This is a genomic window from Sphingobacterium corticis (assembly GCF_042684745.1).
GTDB lineage: Bacteria > Bacteroidota > Bacteroidia > Sphingobacteriales > Sphingobacteriaceae > Sphingobacterium > Sphingobacterium corticis.
In genome coordinates, this window is the sequence record NZ_JBHUMA010000006.1 from 130,963 (window position 1) to 148,525 (window position 17,563).

Here is a 17,563-nt window from a genome sequence, read left to right on the forward strand (position 1 = left end):
TAAAAAGTAAAATATATGCAGCAATTTCAGCGTAGAGAGCCCCGCGGTGAGCGAAGAGAGACAAATCAAATGGTTTTTGGTATCCGTGCCGTGATGGAAGCGATCGATAGTGGAAAAGAAATTGAATCCTTATTTATACAACGCGGACTGAGTGGCGGTTTATTGATGGAGCTAAAAGCGTTGTTGAAAGAACATAATATTCCGTCGCAACAAGTGCCCGTCGAGAAATTGACTCGTATTACGCGTAAAAACCATCAAGGGGTAATTGCGGTTATTTCTCCGATCACCTATCAGCAAATCGAAGACTTGTTGCCAACGATTTACGAAAAGGGCGAAACGCCATTACTATTGATGTTGGATGGGGTGACGGATGTGCGCAATATGGGCGCTATCGCACGAACAGCAGAATGTGCTGGCGTACATGCGATCATTGTACCTAAAAAGGGATCGGCGGAAATTAATCCTGACGCAATTAAAACATCGGCGGGAGCACTTTATAAAATTCCTGTTTGCCGTCAAGATTCATTGTCCAAAGTTGGGCGTTTCCTAATCGAATCGGGTGTTCAAATGGTGGTCAGTACGGAGAAAACGGAAGATTCGATTCACGATGTGGATTACACCGTTCCTACCTGCGTGGTTATGGGTGCGGAGGATGTAGGCGTTTCGGACGATCTTATTCGTATTTCGGATAAGTTGGCGCGCATTCCGATGTACGGTGAGATTAAATCCCTGAACGTTTCTGTTTCGGCTGGCGTCGTGATCTATGAAGCCATTCGTCAACGTGCGATCAACAAATAAAATTTTTCTATGAAGTTTTCGTATCTATTTGCTTCGCTATTGATTGGCGCGCTAAGTTTTTCAGCGGTTTTCGCACAGCAATCCAAATATGTGATGGCTATTCATGGCGGTGCCGGAACTATTCTGAAAAAGAATATGACGGATTCCATGGAAGCTGCTTATACGGAAGGTTTGAGACAAGCGTTGCAAGCGGGATACGATGTTCTAAAAGCTGAACAAGGAACAAGTTTGGATGCAGTAGAAGCAGCAGTGCGCGTGATGGAAGAGAATCCATTGTTCAATGCCGGGAAAGGTGCGGTATTCACCAACGAAGGCAAGAATGAAATGGATGCCGCCATCATGGACGGAAAAACAGGGCGTGCTGGTTCCGTAGCAGGCGTAACAACTTTGAGAAGTCCTATTCAGGCGGCTCGAGCTGTGATGGAAAAATCAGCACATGTGATGATGACGGGTGCTGGTGCGGAAAAGTTTGCTAAAGAACAGAATTTAGAAATAGTGGATCCGAGTTATTTCCATACGGAAGCGCGTTGGAAAGGTTTGCAGCAAGCGAAGAAGCAAGATTCATTGGCTATGCGCTTAGATCATTCCATGAACGCAGAATCCTTGGAATTATATAAAGATTATAAATACGGCACGGTGGGCGCAGTGGCGGTCGACCAGAATGGCGATTTAGCAGCAGCGACCTCCACGGGTGGAATGACGAATAAACGTTACGGTCGGGTAGGAGATGCACCAATCATCGGTGCTGGAACGTATGCTGATAATAATACGGTGGCAATTTCATGTACTGGCTGGGGCGAGTTTTTTATTCGTAGCGTAGCTGCTTACGACGTGGCTGCGCGAATACAATATGGAGGCGCAACGCTGGCTGCAGCGGCAAAAGCAACCATTGCCAAAATCGCTGAAATGGGTGGTGACGGCGGATTGATAGCGATCAATCGCGATGGAGAAGTCGCCATGCCGTTTAACACCGCCGGAATGTACCGCGGAGCTGTAAAAGAAGACGGAACGATAGAAATTTACATCTACAAATAATCGAGTGAGCGTTGTTTCAAACGCTCACTTTTTGTTTAATTCAATCTATATTTCAATGAAGAAGTTTTGTTTTTTATTGTTGATGTTGCCACTGTTTGTGGTTGCGCAAAAGAATGCGGATCACGGTGCGCGCACCTTTGTTGATAATTATCAAAAGATTAATACGTTCGAAGCTTTGTTGAAAAAGCTGGAAGGCCGTACGGTTTACATCGATCTTTGGGCTACTTGGTGTGGACCTTGTGTTGCTGAATTTGCGCATAAAGATGCGTTGCATGATTTTGCTGCAAAAAATGATATCGATCTGCTTTACATTTCCATGGATCAGGACAAAGATGATCACAAATGGAAGAAATTTATAGAACGCCGTGAACTTTCGGGAATGCACATGCGTGTAAATAAGGCATTGTATACGGATATTCAGAAGAAATTTTCCCAAACCGTTCAAGGCCAGCGTGTGTTCGGTATTCCTTACTATATCATTGTGAAGGATGGAGAAATCGTTCTTAAAGATGCACCACGACCAAGTTCCGGCGAATTGCTGTTTACCGAGTTAATAAATTACAAGTGATGGAAATTGAGTAATTAGTATTGAGATGCTAGTATTTAGATCGTAGACTAAGCTTCTCACTTCTAGTTTCTCACTACTAAAATCTAACATCTATCTACTAATATCTAAATACCAACTACTAATATCTAAATACTAAAATCTAATTAATGCCATCTATTTTTAGTTCGAATAATCTTCAAAAACCAACATATTCATTACTATTTGCTGTTTGTGTAGCGCATTTGTTCAACGATTTGTTGCAGTCCGTGATTCCGGCGATTTATCCTCGATTGGAAGATAAATACGATTTGAACATGGCGCAAATCGGTGTAATTACTTTGTGTTTTCAGTTATCGGCATCTATTTTTCAGCCAGTTGTTGGCGCGTATACGGACAAACATCCGAAGCCTTATTCGCAAATGATTGGCATGTTGTTTTCCACTGCCGGAATGATTTCTTTGGCCTATGCAGCGAATTATGAGTGGATTTTGATTTCGGTAATCCTGGTCGGAATTGGTTCGTCAATTTTTCATCCCGAATCTTCTCGCGTAGCCTATATGTCGGCCGGTGGCCGACGTAGCTTTGCGCAGGCAATGTTTCAAATTGGTGGAAATACAGGTGCTGCTTTAGCGCCGTTGCTTATCGCATGGATTGTTATTCCAAACGGGCAGCAGTATATTCTTTGGTTTGCCGTCGTTGCTTTGTGTTCACAAGTCATTTTAGGATATATCGGACGTTGGTACAGCAGACATTTAAAAAACTTACAATCGAAGCCGAAAAAGGCGATTTTGTTGCCGGATTTGTCGGCCGCACGCATCAATTGGTCGGTCGTCATTTTGTTGTTGCTTATTTTCTCCAAATACTTTTATACCGCGAGCATTACCAGCTATTTTCAGTTTTATACGATTGATCGATTTGGGTTAACGGAGGTGCAGGCGCAGGTTTATCTGTTCTATTTTCTGATTGCTGTTGCGGTCGGATCATTGGTTGGTGGATTGTTGGGCGATTATGTAGGTAGAAAATATATTATTTGGTTTTCTGTACTCGGTGCTGCACCGTTTACATTGCTGTTGCCGTATGTTGACTTATTTTGGACAGGCGTATTAATTGTGATCATTGGGTTGATTATTTCCTCCGCCTTTGCAGCAATATTGGTGTTTGCGCAAGAATTACTACCTCGGAAATTAGGAATGATATCTGGGTTGTTCTATGGCTTTGCTTTTGGAATGGGCGGATTGGGATCCGCGTTTTTAGGTTGGTGGGCAGATCAAACATCGATTGATTTTATTTATCACGTTTGTTCCTATTTGCCGTTAATGGGTATTGTCGCTTATTTCCTTCCGGATATGAAGAAAGTAACTTTCCGTCCATTGGATGGGAATTAGGGAAAATAGTCCTTTGGGGTTTAGGTTATTTTTGATGATCAAATGAAGGTTATCGGCTGTCGGAGCTATGGAATTTCGATATGCAGATTATAGGCATGCTTTAAAATGAGCTTTACGACAGATGAGAACACTAACCGGAAAAGCTCCCAAAACAGTCAAGTTACAAAGAGGCTATCAGGGTTGAACTTTCTGAAGTCCATCTTCTTTGTTTAGTTATAACCGTATAGAGCTGCGATGCTCATACTTGTATGCCTGAATACAAAAGTATGGAGGCTTGTGGTAGGATAAAACGTTAAGGGACAACAATCCGGGGTTTTGTCAACTGTTTGGGGGATTGCCGTCATCGATTTCGACAATCATCAATTCATCGTTTTGCCAAATTCCTTTTCGCTGCAGTATATTTTTGATGAGTGATAGATTTGCGGAAAGATCGAGGTAAAGCTTTTCCTCTTGCTCATTGTCCGAGTCATCCCATTTTAGTTGTAACAAGCTGTCGAGCTTCTCGATGGCTTGTCTTAAATTTACTTTTGTCATAATCGCAAAGATGGTGTGTGCGATTGATGCGCGAGGAATGATTGGGGAGGTGATATCTACACATATGGGAATGTGTCTGAAATAGCTCACTATCGGATTAATATTAACTACCCAACGGGAAGCATTTGGTCTTGTCAACTAGCCTATTCCGAAGCTTTTGTTTATTCCTGAAGTGTCTCGATATGTTTTGAGCAATCTCCGTGTAATTATCATCTCCATACCCCTTATTCCAATAATAAGGTTGAATAGCGCAGCAGTTATTGTGTTCAAAAATTTCATTCAATAATGTTCTGTCGGATAATCCGCATGAGTGACCCCAGATGTTTACCACGAATAGTTTCGAATCAAGGAATCGTAATAAGTCTGAATAGTTTGAAGTATTGAAATACCCAAATGACTTTATGTGCTCAAAAAATCGGTTGTCATTAGTTTTCTCCATCATAATATATTCATCTCCTATCTCATCACCATAACCAAATATTGGGATATTCTTTTTGTCGAATAAGGAGCCATGGATATCTACTGTAGTAGAATAGTTTTCACAGTGAATTTGGTGAGTAAGTCCTGTATAATTAAAATTTAAGAACATGGTACTTGAAGGTTGAACCGTGTGATTACTCAATATCTGGTTTCCGTATTCTTTCTCTATTCTATTGATGTGTGCCTGATCTAACACTATTTGAGTATCAATAGAAGCATCGGCGCAGACCTTAAAATTCCAGCTAGGCTTTTTGGACTCACAAGCAATCCGTAAATAATCGCATAACCTGTTTTTTAGAACTCTTAACTCCTCATTTAGACTGTCTAAATTGTTTGATTTTTCTAGACAATTGGAAAGATGTTGATAGTAAATCATTTCGATGTCAACCCAACTTAAGTCGTTGAAATGATATGCTATTTCTCGAAAGAATGCAGAAAAATACTTAAAATTAAACACCAGCATTAGTTCACCATCAACAAAATAGTCGAACTTCATAGTGTCTCCATACTGAAACATAGTTTTTCGTATGATTTCCATATATTCAGGATCAGAGATTTCATAATATGGTCTATCGTACTTTAATGAATGCTTTACAGAAACCTCAAAAAAGGTTGTAATGCTTTGCCCTTTTTCAACTGCCTCACGGAACCGCTCGATAAGATACCACTCCAAAAAATCTTTATACTGGGATTTGATACCGTTGTGAATGTCGAATCCATTTCCAACAATGATGAGCTTATTCATGGATTATATAATTAAAATATGTCGAAAAGTTATACTTTGGATTCCTTGATTTGAAGATAGTTTATAAATGCACTACATGAGACCAGCATAAATTGCGCGTCTTCTTGAGATAACACATCTTTATCCATTAGAGCATGTCTTATACCTTTTTCGTCGCTAGTATATGCATACAGCTTTTGAAATGCAGAATTAAGGGCGGGATGGAGGTCAATTTTTTTTGATAACGCATTTAACGAGGCGCCTAACATGGCTTTTGTATCACCAGTCGACGCTTTACAATATGATTCAACCGCGCTAATAGATTCCTTAATAGAGTTTCTATAATCTGGATTTTCTCTATCTGAAAGCATGCTTAATGCACTTTTCAAATGTACTTTTACACCATTGAATTTATTGTCATTAATTGCTTCTTCGATAGTATTTATCTCTTCCACTGATGTTATAGGAGCTAGCTCAAAATTTATAAATCTATAACCAGACATACATTTTTCTAAAGCAATATTGCATTCCGAGACAAAAACTTCATTCGTTGGTATCTCTAATCTATCGCCATAATGTTGAGGTAGAAATTCAATAAAATCGTAGACATTAAACCATTCTGTTTCAAAGAAAAATTCTTTGAGTTTGTGTTTTAAACGATATGTATCTCTTGCAAGTTCATCATATCGGTTATTAAATAAATCAACCCAAATATGAAACATCAAGTTTCGAAATTCTGGACGACAATCTGATAATTCGTGCCTTACGTTATTCCAATAAGCCATTAAAAATAAGTTCCATAGTCTATTTCTAAGCGCGTCATCTATATCATCAATCTGAATCGTATCTCTTACGGACGTCATTCCAAATCTTTGCGAAAATCTCATAAATTGTTGTAGTTAAATGAATGATAAATATAATTTATTTCTAACAAATAAAATATACGGTTTCCCGTATTGAGGATAATAATATTGAGTTGTATATTCGCATACCAAACTTTTACCTGTAATGAATAAGAAAAAAGAAGAAATGCCAAATGAGACTGTAGAATCAAATCCTGTGGCGAGTGCTAAAGAATGTTTTATTATAACACCAATTGGCAAAAAGAACTCGGAAATATATAATAAAACTGAAGGGCTTTTGAGATCGGTGTTAACCCCCGTATTAGAAAGCTTTAACTTCATCTCAATTCCAGCACACAAGATTGATAACACAGGCTCTATAAATAAGCAAATCATAGATAAGATTGTTAAGTGTGACTTGGTAATAGCAAATTTGACAGGAGTCAATCCAAATGTAATGTACGAGTTGGCGATTAGGCACTCATTTGGTAAGCCTGTAATAATGATTGCTGAGGCAGGAACTATTTTACCTTTTGATATTTTTGATCAACGCTGCATTTTCTATAGTGATACATTTTTAGGAGCTGAAGAACTTAAACCTGAATTACATCGAAGAATTGAACTCATTCTGGAACAAGGTACTGATCAAACAGAAATTAATAATCCAGTATACAACGCAATAACTGAAGTCGCTCAAATTAACAACCTACCTTCGGATGAAAAGGGGGTTGTTGATATTATCATGAATAGACTGGATGAAATTGAATCTACTGTTCGTACAAAGTTCACGAGTTCAGAAACAGTAAGAGCTGTTGGATCAACTCCTATTTCAACTAGACCTTACTATTCGGTCGCTAGGGTCGAGTTAAAGGATCTAAATGATGAAGAATTTAATAGACATTTAACGCAACTTAAAAGAAGATTTGCTATTCGAATTATTGAGACTATTGATCCAAGTACTTTAGTGATAAGAATTATTGGTAGAAAGGAAGAAATAATGAGGTTTTTATCTCTTATATCAGACTTTCCTAGTGTCATATCCGTTGATATGGATACACCTATGAAAAGATTCGATTAAGTTTTTCGGATTGTCTTGCAAGCCTACCTCCAGTTCTTTACCAGTAAGCGCGAAGTACAAGTTCTGTAGCTGGTGGAGATATTCAACGTGATAAAATCTTTTGGAATGACCGTTTAATCCTTGCAAACAGTTTTTTAACAAATCCATCAAAAAAAATAGGTCAACAGCATGCTGTTGACCTATTTTACTATTTATTAGATTCTTCTTAGTATCTGCTTTTTGAAGAAGACGAAGATCTACGTTTTCCGGAGAAATCTTTGAAACCTCCACCGCGGCTGTCGTCAGAACGATCAGAACGGTAAGATGAACGGCCGGAACCCCCAGAGCGGTTGCCGCCATTTCTTGAACGATCTCCACTGCGTCCGCGACGGTCACCACCGCCACCACCGCGACGTTCTTCACCAGAAACTTCGATGCGTACACCGCGTCCGTTGAAATCTACGCCTTGGAAACCTTGAATCACTTTCTCTACTTCAGCATCTTGTACCTCGAAGAATGTGAAAACACCTTTCAAGTCAATTTTACCGATGTCTTTTCCAGAGATACGTGTGTTGTTGCAGATATATCCCAACATGTCACCACGTGAGAAATCATCTACAGAACCTAAGTTGATAAACAATCTAGTATAACCTTTTGATGCTTCTCTGTTACGTCCTTCACGACGATCACCGCGTTCGCCACGATCATTTCTGATATCGCGCGCATCCACATTCAAATCTGGAGCATTACGGTAATAATCTAGGAATTTGTTGAATTCCAATGATGCAAAACGCGCAATGATTTCCTCTTTGCTTAGGTCTTGCAAGTTTTCCATGATGGATGGTAAAAACGGAGCAATCTCTTCTTGGTTAACCGTGACATGATTGATCTTGTCAACAATTTTGAAAAGTTGCTTTTCGCATACCTCAGCACCAGTTGGAACTTCTTTCTTATCGAAAGATTTACCAATGATTTTTTCGATATGACGAATTTTACTCATTTCTTTCACGTTAATCAAAGAAATAGAGATACCTGTTTTACCGGCGCGAGCTGTACGACCAGAACGGTGCGTGTAGTTCTCTACCTCGTCAGGAAGTGAATAGTTGATTACGTGCGTAACATCATTCACATCAATACCACGAGCAGCAACGTCCGTAGCGATAAGCAATTGTAAACTGCGATCGCGGTAACGCTTCATTACTCTGTCGCGTTGTTGTTGCGATAAGTCACCATGCAAAGAATCTGCATTGTAACCGTCCTTCATCAATGCTTCAGCAATTTCTTGCGTTTCGATTTTGGTACGGCAAAATACGATACCAAAAATTTGAGGATAAGAATCCACGATGCGTTTGAAAGCAGCGTATTTATCTCTCGCTCTAATCAAGAAGTACTGGTGCTCGATGTTTGCATTTCCCGTGTTTTTTGTACCTACGGTTAATTCAAACGGATCGGTCATGTATTTCTGCGCAATACGACGTACCTCTTTAGGCATCGTTGCAGAAAATAACCAAGTTTTTTTCGTGTCTGGAGTTTCAGAAAGAATGTTGTTGATATCCTCTTGGAATCCCATGTTCAACATTTCATCTGCCTCATCCAATACAACATAGTTAACGTCTGAGAAATCGATGGCTTTACGGCCAATGATATCTAGCATACGTCCTGGAGTGGCTACTACGATCTGCACACCGCGTCTGATTTGACGAAGTTGATCGCTAATGTTCGCTCCTCCGTATACAGCAACCACGCTAACGCCGTCAATGTATTTCGCGAAGCTTTCCAAATCTCTAGAGATTTGCAAACACAACTCACGCGTCGGACAAAGTACTAAGGCTTGCGGATGCTTTTGTGAAGGATCGATTTGTTCTAATAATGGAAGACCGAATGCTGCTGTCTTCCCTGTGCCGGTTTGGGCTAATCCGACAAAATCGTTGGTGCCAGTCAATAAAACAGGAATGGCTTGTTCCTGGATAGGAGAAGGTTTTTCGAAACCTAACTCGGTGACTGCATTAACAATCTCATGACGGATTCCCAATTCTAAAAATGGGTTCATGAAATAAAATATACAATAGGCGATATTGCCTAAGGCGGTGCAAAGATAAGAGTAATAATTGATAAATACTAAATTATTAAAAAACAGTATTTTACTTCAGAACCCGTATCTTTGGATTTAGTATAAAAACACATGAACACGGCTTCTAAACACCTGATTGCGCCATCCATGCTGGCGGCTGATTTTGCTAATTTGCAAAGCGATACCGAAATGATCAATGCAAGCGCGGCGGATTGGTTTCATATTGATATTATGGACGGATTATTCGTTCCGAATATTTCTTTCGGTTTTCCGGTGATGAGTGCAATAGCCAAGCATGCGCAGAAACCATTGGATGTACATTTGATGATCGAAAAACCTGATCGTTATTTGTCGGAATTTCGCGATGCCGGCGCAGCCAATATCACGGTGCATTACGAAGCTTGCACACATTTGCATCGCACGATTGCGGCCATCAAAGATTTAGGTTGCCATGCTGGTGTTGCGCTGAATCCACATACGCCGGTTCATTTGTTGAATGATATCATCGCCGATATTGACTTAGTGTGCATTATGTCCGTAAATCCGGGATTTGGTGGGCAGAAATTCATTGAAAATACCTATGCCAAAATCCGTGAATTGCGTGCAATGAGCGCAGGCGTGAATGATAATTTGTGGATCGAAATTGATGGCGGAGTTAGCTTGAATAACGCTGAAGCGCTGCTCTCTGCTGGTGCGGATGTGCTGGTTGCAGGTAGTTTTGTGTTTAACTCTTCTGACCCGGTTTCCACCATTCAACAATTGAAGGACGTCAATCCTGAAGTAAAGTTCCTTTAAAACATTTATCAGTTGCTTGAATGTCTGATATATCGGCTCGAGTGGCGCTCTTTGTTTAGAATATTTCCAAATTAAGGAAGCGCTTGGTCATATTATGTTTACACATTCATTTTTGTTATTTTTGGGGCGATCGTGCGAAGCGGGATGCTGAGCTTTTGCGGTCGCCGTACTCATTTTTCTACTTGGTGGTCAGAAGGTGTCGGGTAGCTGTAACGGAAGTTTTTGAGAATGTGGGGAGCCTACACGTTTATTCGTCGATCGACGATGTGCCGATGTCTACTACGGAGATTGGAGTGAGTTCAAATATTTTAATAGGAGAGTATTTTAGAAGTTTATGCGTTTGCTTTCAGCGACGCTCTGTTAGATTGAATACAATTATAATATGAGTTTATATAACGAATACGTACAAGAGATTAAGGAAAGAGAAGAACAAGGTCTTCATCCAAAACCAATTGATGGTGCAGATTTGGCGAGTGAAATTATCAGTCAGATTAAAGATGCTGATAACGCGAATCGCGAAGATTCTCTTCAATTCTTTATCTACAATACATTGCCGGGTACTACAAGTGCAGCTGGCGTAAAAGCAAAATTTTTAAAAGAAATTATCTTGGGCGAATCAATCGTTCCAGAAATTTCAGCCACTTTTGCTTTCGAACTATTGTCGCACATGAAAGGTGGTCCGTCGATTGAAGTACTGCTTGATTTGGCTTTAGGTAGCGATAGCGCAATTGCGGCACAAGCTGCAGAAGTATTGAAAACGCAGGTTTTCCTGTACGATGCGGATATCGATCGTTTGAAAGTAGCTTTTCAAGAAGGAAATGCAGTAGCCAAAGCGATTTTGGAAAGCTATGCGAAAGCAGAGTTTTTCACGAAGTTGCCGGACGTTCCAGAGGAAATCAAGATCGTGACGTTCATTGCTGCGGAAGGTGATATTTCTACAGATTTATTATCTCCAGGTAACCAAGCGCACTCCCGTTCTGACCGCGAGTTGCACGGTAAATGTATGATCACGCCAGCCGCTCAAGAAGAAATTAAAGCATTGCAAGCACAGCATCCAGATGCAAGCGTGATGTTGATTGCTGAAAAAGGTACGATGGGCGTTGGATCTTCCAGAATGTCAGGCGTGAACAATGTGGCGTTGTGGACAGGTCGAAAAGCAAGTCCTTATATTCCCTTCGTGAACATTGCGCCAATCGTTGGTGGTACGAACGGTATTTCTCCAATCTTTTTAACTACGGTTGATGTGACGGGTGGTATCGGTATCGATTTGAAAAACTGGGTGAAGAAAACGGATGCGGAAGGAAATGTCGTTCGTGACGAAAAAGGCGATCCAATTCTAGAAGAAGTATATTCCGTAGCGACAGGCTCTACATTCACCATCAACACGAAAGCGAAGAAACTTTACAATGGCGATCAGGAATTGATCGATATGTCGAAATCGTTGACACCGCAGAAAATGGAATTTATTCGTGCAGGTGGTTCATATGCGATCGTATTTGGTAAGAAAATCCAAACCATTGCAGCTCGTATTTTAGAAATCGAACCTACGGCAGTTTTTGCACCATCGAAAGAGATTTCAGTAGAAGGGCAAGGATTGACCGCAGTAGAAAAAATATTCAACAAAAACGCAGTTGGCGTTGCCGCAGGAAAAGTGCTGCATGCAGGTTCTGACGTTCGTGTGGAAGTTAACATTGTCGGATCGCAAGATACAACAGGTTTGATGACCGCACAAGAATTGGAATCCATGGCTGCAACGGTCATTTCTCCGATCGTGGATGGTGCTTATCAGTCTGGTTGTCACACGGCATCGGTTTGGGATAAAAAAGCGCAAGCAAACATTCCGAAATTGATGAAGTTCATGAACGAATTCGGTCTTATCACAGCGCGTGATCCGAAAGGAGAATATCACTCGATGACGGACGTTATTCACAAGGTATTGAACGATATTACCGTGGATGAATGGGCAATCATCATCGGTGGCGATTCGCATACGCGTATGTCTAAAGGTGTTGCTTTCGGGGCCGATTCTGGTACAGTAGCATTGGCTTTAGCGACAGGTGAGGCGTCTATGCCGATTCCGGAATCTGTTAAAGTAACCTTCAAAGGTGAAATGAAAGATTACATGGATTTTCGTGATGTGGTGCATGCTACACAAGCGCAAATGCTTCAGCAATTCGGCGGAGAAAACGTATTCCAAGGTCGTATTATTGAGGTGCATATCGGAACGCTTCCAGCGGATCAGGCATTTACATTTACCGACTGGACTGCGGAGATGAAAGCGAAAGCTTCTATTTGTATTTCGCAAGATGACACTTTGATCGAATCCTTGGAAATTGCTAAAGGTCGTATCCAAATTATGATCGACAAAGGCATGGAAAATGATAACCATGTATTGCAGGGATTGATCAACAAAGCAAACAAACGTATTGAGCAAATTAAATCAGGCGAAAAACCAGCGTTAACGCCAGATGAAACTGCTAAATATTATGCGGAGGTCGTGATCGATTTAGATGTTATTGCCGAGCCAATGATTGCCGATCCAGACGTAAACAACGCAGACGTTTCTAAAAGATATACACACGATACCATCCGCGGACTTTCGTACTACGGTGGCGAGAAAAAAGTGGATTTAGGTTTCGTAGGATCATGTATGGTGCACAAAGGCGATTTAAAAATCGTTTCGCAGATGTTGAAAAACTTAGAAAAACAACAAGGTAAAGTGGAGTTCCACGCGCCTTTAGTTGTTGCTGCACCTACTTATAATATTATTGATGAGTTGAAAGAAGAAGGAGATTGGGATATCCTTCAAAGATACTCAGGATTCGAGTTTAGCGATCTTTTGCCGAAAAGCACTGCGCGTACCGAATACGAAAACATCATGTATTTGGAACGTCCTGGCTGTAACTTGTGTATGGGAAACCAAGAAAAAGCAGCTAAGGGAGATACTGTTTTGGCAACTTCTACGCGCCTTTTCCAAGGTCGTGTAGTGGAAGATTCTGAAGGCAAAAAAGGCGAATCGTTATTGGCTTCAACGCCGGTAGTTGTTCTTTCTGCGATCTTGGGACGTATTCCAAATGTGGAAGAATACCGTGTTGCAGTGGAAGGAATTGATTTGACGACTTTCGCTCCGCCTGAAAAAGCTTTAGTAGGTTAAAACTACTTTGAACTTGATTTGTTCAGAACAATAGAGTTTACAACATAAATTGAGAAGAGATATGGCTTTTGATATTGAGATGATTAAAAAGGTCTACGATCACTACGAGGAGCGTGTAAACGCTGCTCGTAAGGTGGTTGGCAAACCTTTAACTTTAGCAGAGAAAATCCTGTACACGCATTTGTGGAATGGTAATGCGGAAGAAGCATACGAAAGGGGACAATCGTATGTGGATTTTGCGCCTGATCGCGTGGCGATGCAGGATGCGACCGCGCAAATGGCTTTGTTGCAATTTATGCAAGCGGGCCGACCGCAGGTAGCTGTTCCGTCTACGGTGCATTGTGATCACTTAATTCAGGCTCGAGATGGAGCGCAAGAAGATTTGTCGCGTGCTAAGCAAGAAAGCTCAGAGGTGTTCAACTTTTTGAGCTCCGTTTCAAATAAATATGGTATTGGTTTTTGGAAACCTGGAGCAGGAATTATCCACCAAGTAGTTTTGGAGAATTATGCTTTTCCCGGTGGGATGATGATCGGTACGGATTCGCATACGGTAAACGCAGGCGGATTAGGCATGGTAGCTATCGGTGTTGGTGGGGCTGATGCCTGTGATGTTATGGCGGGCCTTCCTTGGGAACTAAAATTTCCGAAGCTGATCGGTGTTAAACTGACTGGAAAACTTTCCGGATGGGCGACACCAAAAGATGTGATTCTAAAAGTAGCCGGAATTCTTACCGTAAAAGGTGGTACTGGCGCTATCGTAGAATATTTTGGCGAAGGTGCAAAATCTTTGTCGTGTACGGGTAAAGGAACGATCTGTAACATGGGAGCGGAGATCGGAGCAACGACTTCCACTTTTGGTTATGATGAATCGATGGAGCGTTACTTACGCGCTACCGACCGTGCAGATGTTGCAGATGCCGCGAATAAAATCAAAGATTATTTGACCGGAGATGATGAAGTATATGCTGATCCGGAAACTTATTTCGATCAACTGATTGAAATCAACTTATCGGAATTGGAACCTTCATTAAATGGCCCATTTACGCCGGATTTATATACGCCGATTTCGCGCATGCGTGAGGAGGCGGAAAAAAATGGTTGGCCAACGAAAGTTGAGTGGGGATTGATTGGTTCTTGTACCAATTCTTCTTACGAAGATTTATCGCGGGCTGCGTCAATTGCGCAACAAGCAATTGATAAAGGTTTGGTCACCAAGGCAGAATTCGGGATCAATCCCGGTTCGGAGCAGGTGCGATACACTGCCGATCGCGATGGTTTGTTGAAAACCTTTGAAGATCTAAATGCCACATTATTTACCAATGCCTGTGGTCCATGTATTGGTATGTGGGATCGTGCTGGCGCGGATAAACGCGAGAAGAATACGATCGTTCACTCCTTCAATAGAAACTTTGCAAAACGTGCGGATGGAAATCCCAATACCTATGCATTTGTAACATCCCCAGAAATGGTCGCTGCGATCGCCATATCCGGGGATTTAGGTTTCAATCCGGTAACTGATACCTTGACGAACAAGGACGGTGAGCAGATTAAATTGGAAGCGCCGACGGGTGATGAACTGCCGGAAAAAGGTTTTGCGGTTGAAGATGCGGGATATCAAGCGCCAGCAGAAGATGGATCTGAGGTTTCTGTAGATGTTGCTCCGGATTCGGATCGTTTGCAGTTGCTAGAACCTTTTGCTGCTTGGGAAGGTACAGATTTGAAAGGTCTAAAACTTCTAATCAAAGCGAAAGGAAAATGTACAACCGACCATATTTCCATGGCCGGTCCGTGGTTGAAATACCGTGGTCACTTGGATAATATTTCCAATAACTTATTGATTGGTGCTGTTAACTTCTTCAATGATGAAACCGATACGGTAAAAAATCAATTGACGGGCGAATACGGCGCTGTACCGGCTACGCAACGTGCTTACAAAGCGGAAGGAATCGGTTCGATCGTCGTGGGTGATGAGAATTACGGAGAGGGTTCTTCTCGTGAACATGCTGCCATGGAGCCTCGCCATTTGGGTGTTCGTGCGGTGTTGGTGAAATCTTTCGCTCGTATCCACGAAACAAACTTGAAAAAGCAAGGTATGCTAGGTTTGACCTTTGCCGATAAAGATGATTACGATAAAATTCAAGAGAACGATACGATCGATATTATCGGATTAACTGATTTTGCTCCGAATAAATCCCTGACGTTGGTACTTCATCACGACGATGGATCGTCGGAGGAGATTGAGGTAAATCATTCATACAATGCGCAGCAAATCGGTTGGTTCAAGGCTGGAGCGGCATTGAATATTATTCGCAAAAATCAAGAGAAGAAAGAAGCATAGATTTTATATCTTCTAATAGTATTAACAATAAAAAGTCCGGAATCGTATATACGATTCCGGACTTTTTATTGTTAGACAACTAGTTATCTATTCGCTAATTGGCTCAGGCGTTTCCTCATCAAATAGTGGAAGTTCTTTGATGATAGCGTACCAGCTAATTACTTTTTTAATGTCAGAACTGTATACGCGTGATTCGTCATGTCCTGGCGCAGCCTGACGGAAAAATTCACGTAATGTATTTCCATCTGCTTTCGCTGAAGGCACTTCCAATTCACCCGCTTTTAACGTTTCGAAGATATCTAATAAACGGATTTCTTCTTCCTCGCCGTAGATAGTAATATCTTCCAACGTCGCCATTTTCGTGTTCGACAAGTTGATTACGGTCTTCACTTTAGCGTTGTCCAAGCTTTCTAAGATGAAACCACCTTTATTCTGTCCAACTAATTTGAAAAGTCCGGGCTTTCCAGTTACTGAAACTAATCCTCTTAAATTCATGCTTACCTAAAATTATTAATCTTCGATAACATCAATACTCAAAATACGGTCGCCTTGACGGATGTCATCAACAACATCAACATTCTCAATCACTTTGCCGAAACAAGTATGGTTGCGGTCTAGGTGAGCGGTGTTGTTGCGACTATGGCAAACGAAAAATTGAGAACCGCCTGTGTTTCTTCCAGCATGCGCCATAGAAAGCACACCGCGATCGTGGTATTGGTTTTCGCCAGTCAACTCACAGTCGATGTGGTAACCCGGACCACCAGTTCCAGGCATTCCAGTTGCGCCTTCGCGCGTATTTGGACAACCGCCTTGGATAACGAAATCAGGGATTACGCGGTGGAATGTCAAACCATTATAATAGCCCGATTTGGCCAATTTGATGAAGTTCTCTACAGTTTTAGGTGCATCTTCCGTGTAAAATTGAACGGTCATATCACCTTTTTCAGTTTTGATTATTGCTTTGCTCATACTATAAAATTGCTAAACGCCAAAGATACATATTATACCGCGAATAGAACGTCAAGCACGGCGTCAAAAATGGTTAACAATATTTTGTGTAAAAAATATTAACTTTAATGATAATTAAAAACCTAGATCATGATGATGGAAAAGATGGTCATTCGAGAATGGGATGAAGCCGATCGTCCTCGAGAAAAATTGCTGGAGCAGGGTAGAAGGGCGGTGAGCAATGCAGAATTGTTGGCGATTTTAATCGGCTCCGGATCGCGGAAGGAAACTGCGGTGGAGCTCTGTCGCCGATTGCTTGCGGATGTTGATAATAGTTTATCGGCGCTTTCTAAACTCGAAGTTTCGGAACTTTGTCGCTATAACGGCATTGGCGAAGCCAAAGCAATCACGATTATTGCCGCGATGGAACTCGGGCGGCGACGAAAGGAAGCGACAGAGGAAATGCCGTCCGTACTGAATAGTAGCAAGCGCGTGTACACTTTTTTTCGCGATAAATTGATCGATCTTCCGCACGAGGAATTTTGGGTGTTGTATCTCAACACAGGTTGTAAATTGATTAATAAACAGCAAATCGGTCGTGGTGGAAATGATTTTACACCAGTTGATGTGCGAATTATTTTAAAACATGCGTTGCAAGCCAATGCACATTCGATGATTTTGATTCACAATCATCCATCGGGAACGCTTTCGCCCAGTCAAGCAGATAAGCAATTGACAGATCGCGTGGTGGAGGCAGCAAAATTGATGGATATTCGCGTAAATGATCACGTAATTTTTACAGATCAAAGCTATTTTAGTTTTCGCGACGAAGGAATTTTATAGCTGAGCGCATGT

The 17,563-nt window shown here is 41.4% G+C and carries 15 protein-coding genes; 9 read left to right on the plus strand and 6 right to left on the minus strand.

From position 1 onward, the window contains the following. Positions 1-15 precede the first annotated feature (15 nt). From rlmB to ACFSQ3_RS06675, 4 genes are all read left to right on the plus strand, one after another. Complete coding sequence (gene rlmB, locus ACFSQ3_RS06660) at positions 16-798, plus strand: 23S rRNA (guanosine(2251)-2'-O)-methyltransferase RlmB (protein WP_380868680.1); 783 nt, start codon at positions 16-18, stop codon at positions 796-798. 9 nt (positions 799-807) lie between these two features. Beyond that, positions 808-1,833 (plus strand): isoaspartyl peptidase/L-asparaginase family protein, encoded by a 1,026-nt coding sequence (locus ACFSQ3_RS06665; RefSeq protein ID WP_380868682.1) that lies wholly within the window; start codon positions 808-810, stop codon positions 1,831-1,833. 55 nt (positions 1,834-1,888) lie between these two features. Further along, positions 1,889-2,401, plus strand: a complete 513-nt coding sequence (locus ACFSQ3_RS06670; protein WP_380868683.1) for a TlpA family protein disulfide reductase — start codon at positions 1,889-1,891, stop codon at positions 2,399-2,401. 146 nt (positions 2,402-2,547) lie between these two features. Continuing rightward, on the plus strand, positions 2,548-3,765 hold the full coding sequence (locus ACFSQ3_RS06675; protein ID WP_380868685.1) for an MFS transporter: 1,218 nt from the start codon (positions 2,548-2,550) through the stop codon (positions 3,763-3,765). A 318-nt stretch (positions 3,766-4,083) separates the two neighbouring features. Here the strand turns inward: ACFSQ3_RS06675 and ACFSQ3_RS06680 are convergent, their stop codons facing one another. From ACFSQ3_RS06680 to ACFSQ3_RS06690, 3 genes are all read right to left on the minus strand, one after another. Then, on the minus strand, positions 4,084-4,299 hold the full coding sequence (locus ACFSQ3_RS06680) for a hypothetical protein (RefSeq protein ID WP_380868687.1): 216 nt from the start codon (positions 4,297-4,299) through the stop codon (positions 4,084-4,086). 103 nt (positions 4,300-4,402) lie between these two features. Then, positions 4,403-5,524: an AbiH family protein gene (locus tag ACFSQ3_RS06685; RefSeq protein ID WP_380868689.1), complete on the minus strand. Its 1,122-nt coding sequence runs from the start codon at positions 5,522-5,524 to the stop codon at positions 4,403-4,405. 29 nt (positions 5,525-5,553) lie between these two features. After that, entirely contained in the window at positions 5,554-6,390 is an 837-nt protein-coding gene (locus ACFSQ3_RS06690; RefSeq protein WP_380868690.1) for an AbiJ-NTD4 domain-containing protein, read from the minus strand. Positions 6,391-6,511: 121 nt separating this feature from the next. Here ACFSQ3_RS06690 and ACFSQ3_RS06695 point away from each other — a divergent pair, with 121 nt between their 5' ends. After that, positions 6,512-7,423, plus strand: coding sequence for a hypothetical protein (locus ACFSQ3_RS06695; protein WP_380868692.1), 912 nt, complete (start codon positions 6,512-6,514; stop codon positions 7,421-7,423). 205 nt (positions 7,424-7,628) lie between these two features. On the opposite strand, the gene ACFSQ3_RS06700 is transcribed toward ACFSQ3_RS06695, so the two are convergent. Then, positions 7,629-9,452: a DEAD/DEAH box helicase gene (locus ACFSQ3_RS06700; protein WP_380868694.1), complete on the minus strand. Its 1,824-nt coding sequence runs from the start codon at positions 9,450-9,452 to the stop codon at positions 7,629-7,631. A gap of 132 nt (positions 9,453-9,584) precedes the next feature. Here ACFSQ3_RS06700 and rpe point away from each other — a divergent pair, with 132 nt between their 5' ends. The 3 genes from rpe to ACFSQ3_RS06715 all read left to right on the plus strand — a co-directional run bounded on the left by rpe (position 9,585) and on the right by ACFSQ3_RS06715 (position 15,760). Next, the gene (gene rpe / locus ACFSQ3_RS06705; RefSeq protein ID WP_380868696.1) at positions 9,585-10,268 is read left to right on the plus strand and encodes a ribulose-phosphate 3-epimerase; all 684 of its coding nucleotides are present in this window, start codon (positions 9,585-9,587) and stop codon (positions 10,266-10,268) included. A 382-nt stretch (positions 10,269-10,650) separates the two neighbouring features. After that, positions 10,651-13,422, plus strand: coding sequence for a bifunctional aconitate hydratase 2/2-methylisocitrate dehydratase (locus ACFSQ3_RS06710; protein WP_380868698.1), 2,772 nt, complete (start codon positions 10,651-10,653; stop codon positions 13,420-13,422). Positions 13,423-13,483: 61 nt separating this feature from the next. Continuing rightward, a complete protein-coding gene (locus ACFSQ3_RS06715) occupies positions 13,484-15,760 on the plus strand; it encodes an aconitate hydratase (protein ID WP_380868700.1) in 2,277 nt (758 codons plus the stop codon). 87 nt (positions 15,761-15,847) lie between these two features. On the opposite strand, the gene ACFSQ3_RS06720 is transcribed toward ACFSQ3_RS06715, so the two are convergent. Together ACFSQ3_RS06720 and ACFSQ3_RS06725 are read right to left on the minus strand one after the other, a co-directional pair. Next, positions 15,848-16,255, minus strand: coding sequence for a DUF5606 family protein (locus ACFSQ3_RS06720; RefSeq protein WP_380868702.1), 408 nt, complete (start codon positions 16,253-16,255; stop codon positions 15,848-15,850). A gap of 15 nt (positions 16,256-16,270) precedes the next feature. After that, the gene (locus tag ACFSQ3_RS06725) at positions 16,271-16,729 is read right to left on the minus strand and encodes a peptidylprolyl isomerase (protein WP_380868704.1); all 459 of its coding nucleotides are present in this window, start codon (positions 16,727-16,729) and stop codon (positions 16,271-16,273) included. A gap of 129 nt (positions 16,730-16,858) precedes the next feature. On the opposite strand from ACFSQ3_RS06725, the gene radC reads away from it, so the two are divergent. Beyond that, positions 16,859-17,551: a RadC family protein gene (gene radC / locus ACFSQ3_RS06730; RefSeq protein WP_380868706.1), complete on the plus strand. Its 693-nt coding sequence runs from the start codon at positions 16,859-16,861 to the stop codon at positions 17,549-17,551. Positions 17,552-17,563 lie beyond the last annotated feature (12 nt).

What these genes read in the sequence shown, in the direction of transcription:
- radC (WP_380868706.1), top strand. Translation starts at nt 16,859, where the DNA reads ATGATGATGGAAAAGATGGTCATTCGAGAATGGGATGAAGCCGATCGT.
- ACFSQ3_RS06720 (WP_380868702.1), bottom strand. Translation starts at nt 16,255, where the DNA reads ATGAATTTAAGAGGATTAGTTTCAGTAACTGGAAAGCCCGGACTTTTC.
- ACFSQ3_RS06665 (WP_380868682.1), top strand. Translation starts at nt 808, where the DNA reads ATGAAGTTTTCGTATCTATTTGCTTCGCTATTGATTGGCGCGCTAAGT.
- ACFSQ3_RS06685 (WP_380868689.1), bottom strand. Translation starts at nt 5,524, where the DNA reads ATGAATAAGCTCATCATTGTTGGAAATGGATTCGACATTCACAACGGT.
- ACFSQ3_RS06675 (WP_380868685.1), top strand. Translation starts at nt 2,548, where the DNA reads ATGCCATCTATTTTTAGTTCGAATAATCTTCAAAAACCAACATATTCA.
- ACFSQ3_RS06690 (WP_380868690.1), bottom strand. Translation starts at nt 6,390, where the DNA reads ATGAGATTTTCGCAAAGATTTGGAATGACGTCCGTAAGAGATACGATT.
- rlmB (WP_380868680.1), top strand. Translation starts at nt 16, where the DNA reads ATGCAGCAATTTCAGCGTAGAGAGCCCCGCGGTGAGCGAAGAGAGACA.
- ACFSQ3_RS06725 (WP_380868704.1), bottom strand. Translation starts at nt 16,729, where the DNA reads ATGAGCAAAGCAATAATCAAAACTGAAAAAGGTGATATGACCGTTCAA.
- ACFSQ3_RS06710 (WP_380868698.1), top strand. Translation starts at nt 10,651, where the DNA reads ATGAGTTTATATAACGAATACGTACAAGAGATTAAGGAAAGAGAAGAA.
- ACFSQ3_RS06670 (WP_380868683.1), top strand. Translation starts at nt 1,889, where the DNA reads ATGAAGAAGTTTTGTTTTTTATTGTTGATGTTGCCACTGTTTGTGGTT.
- ACFSQ3_RS06680 (WP_380868687.1), bottom strand. Translation starts at nt 4,299, where the DNA reads ATGACAAAAGTAAATTTAAGACAAGCCATCGAGAAGCTCGACAGCTTG.
- ACFSQ3_RS06700 (WP_380868694.1), bottom strand. Translation starts at nt 9,452, where the DNA reads ATGAACCCATTTTTAGAATTGGGAATCCGTCATGAGATTGTTAATGCA.
- rpe (WP_380868696.1), top strand. Translation starts at nt 9,585, where the DNA reads ATGAACACGGCTTCTAAACACCTGATTGCGCCATCCATGCTGGCGGCT.
- ACFSQ3_RS06715 (WP_380868700.1), top strand. Translation starts at nt 13,484, where the DNA reads ATGGCTTTTGATATTGAGATGATTAAAAAGGTCTACGATCACTACGAG.
- ACFSQ3_RS06695 (WP_380868692.1), top strand. Translation starts at nt 6,512, where the DNA reads ATGAATAAGAAAAAAGAAGAAATGCCAAATGAGACTGTAGAATCAAAT.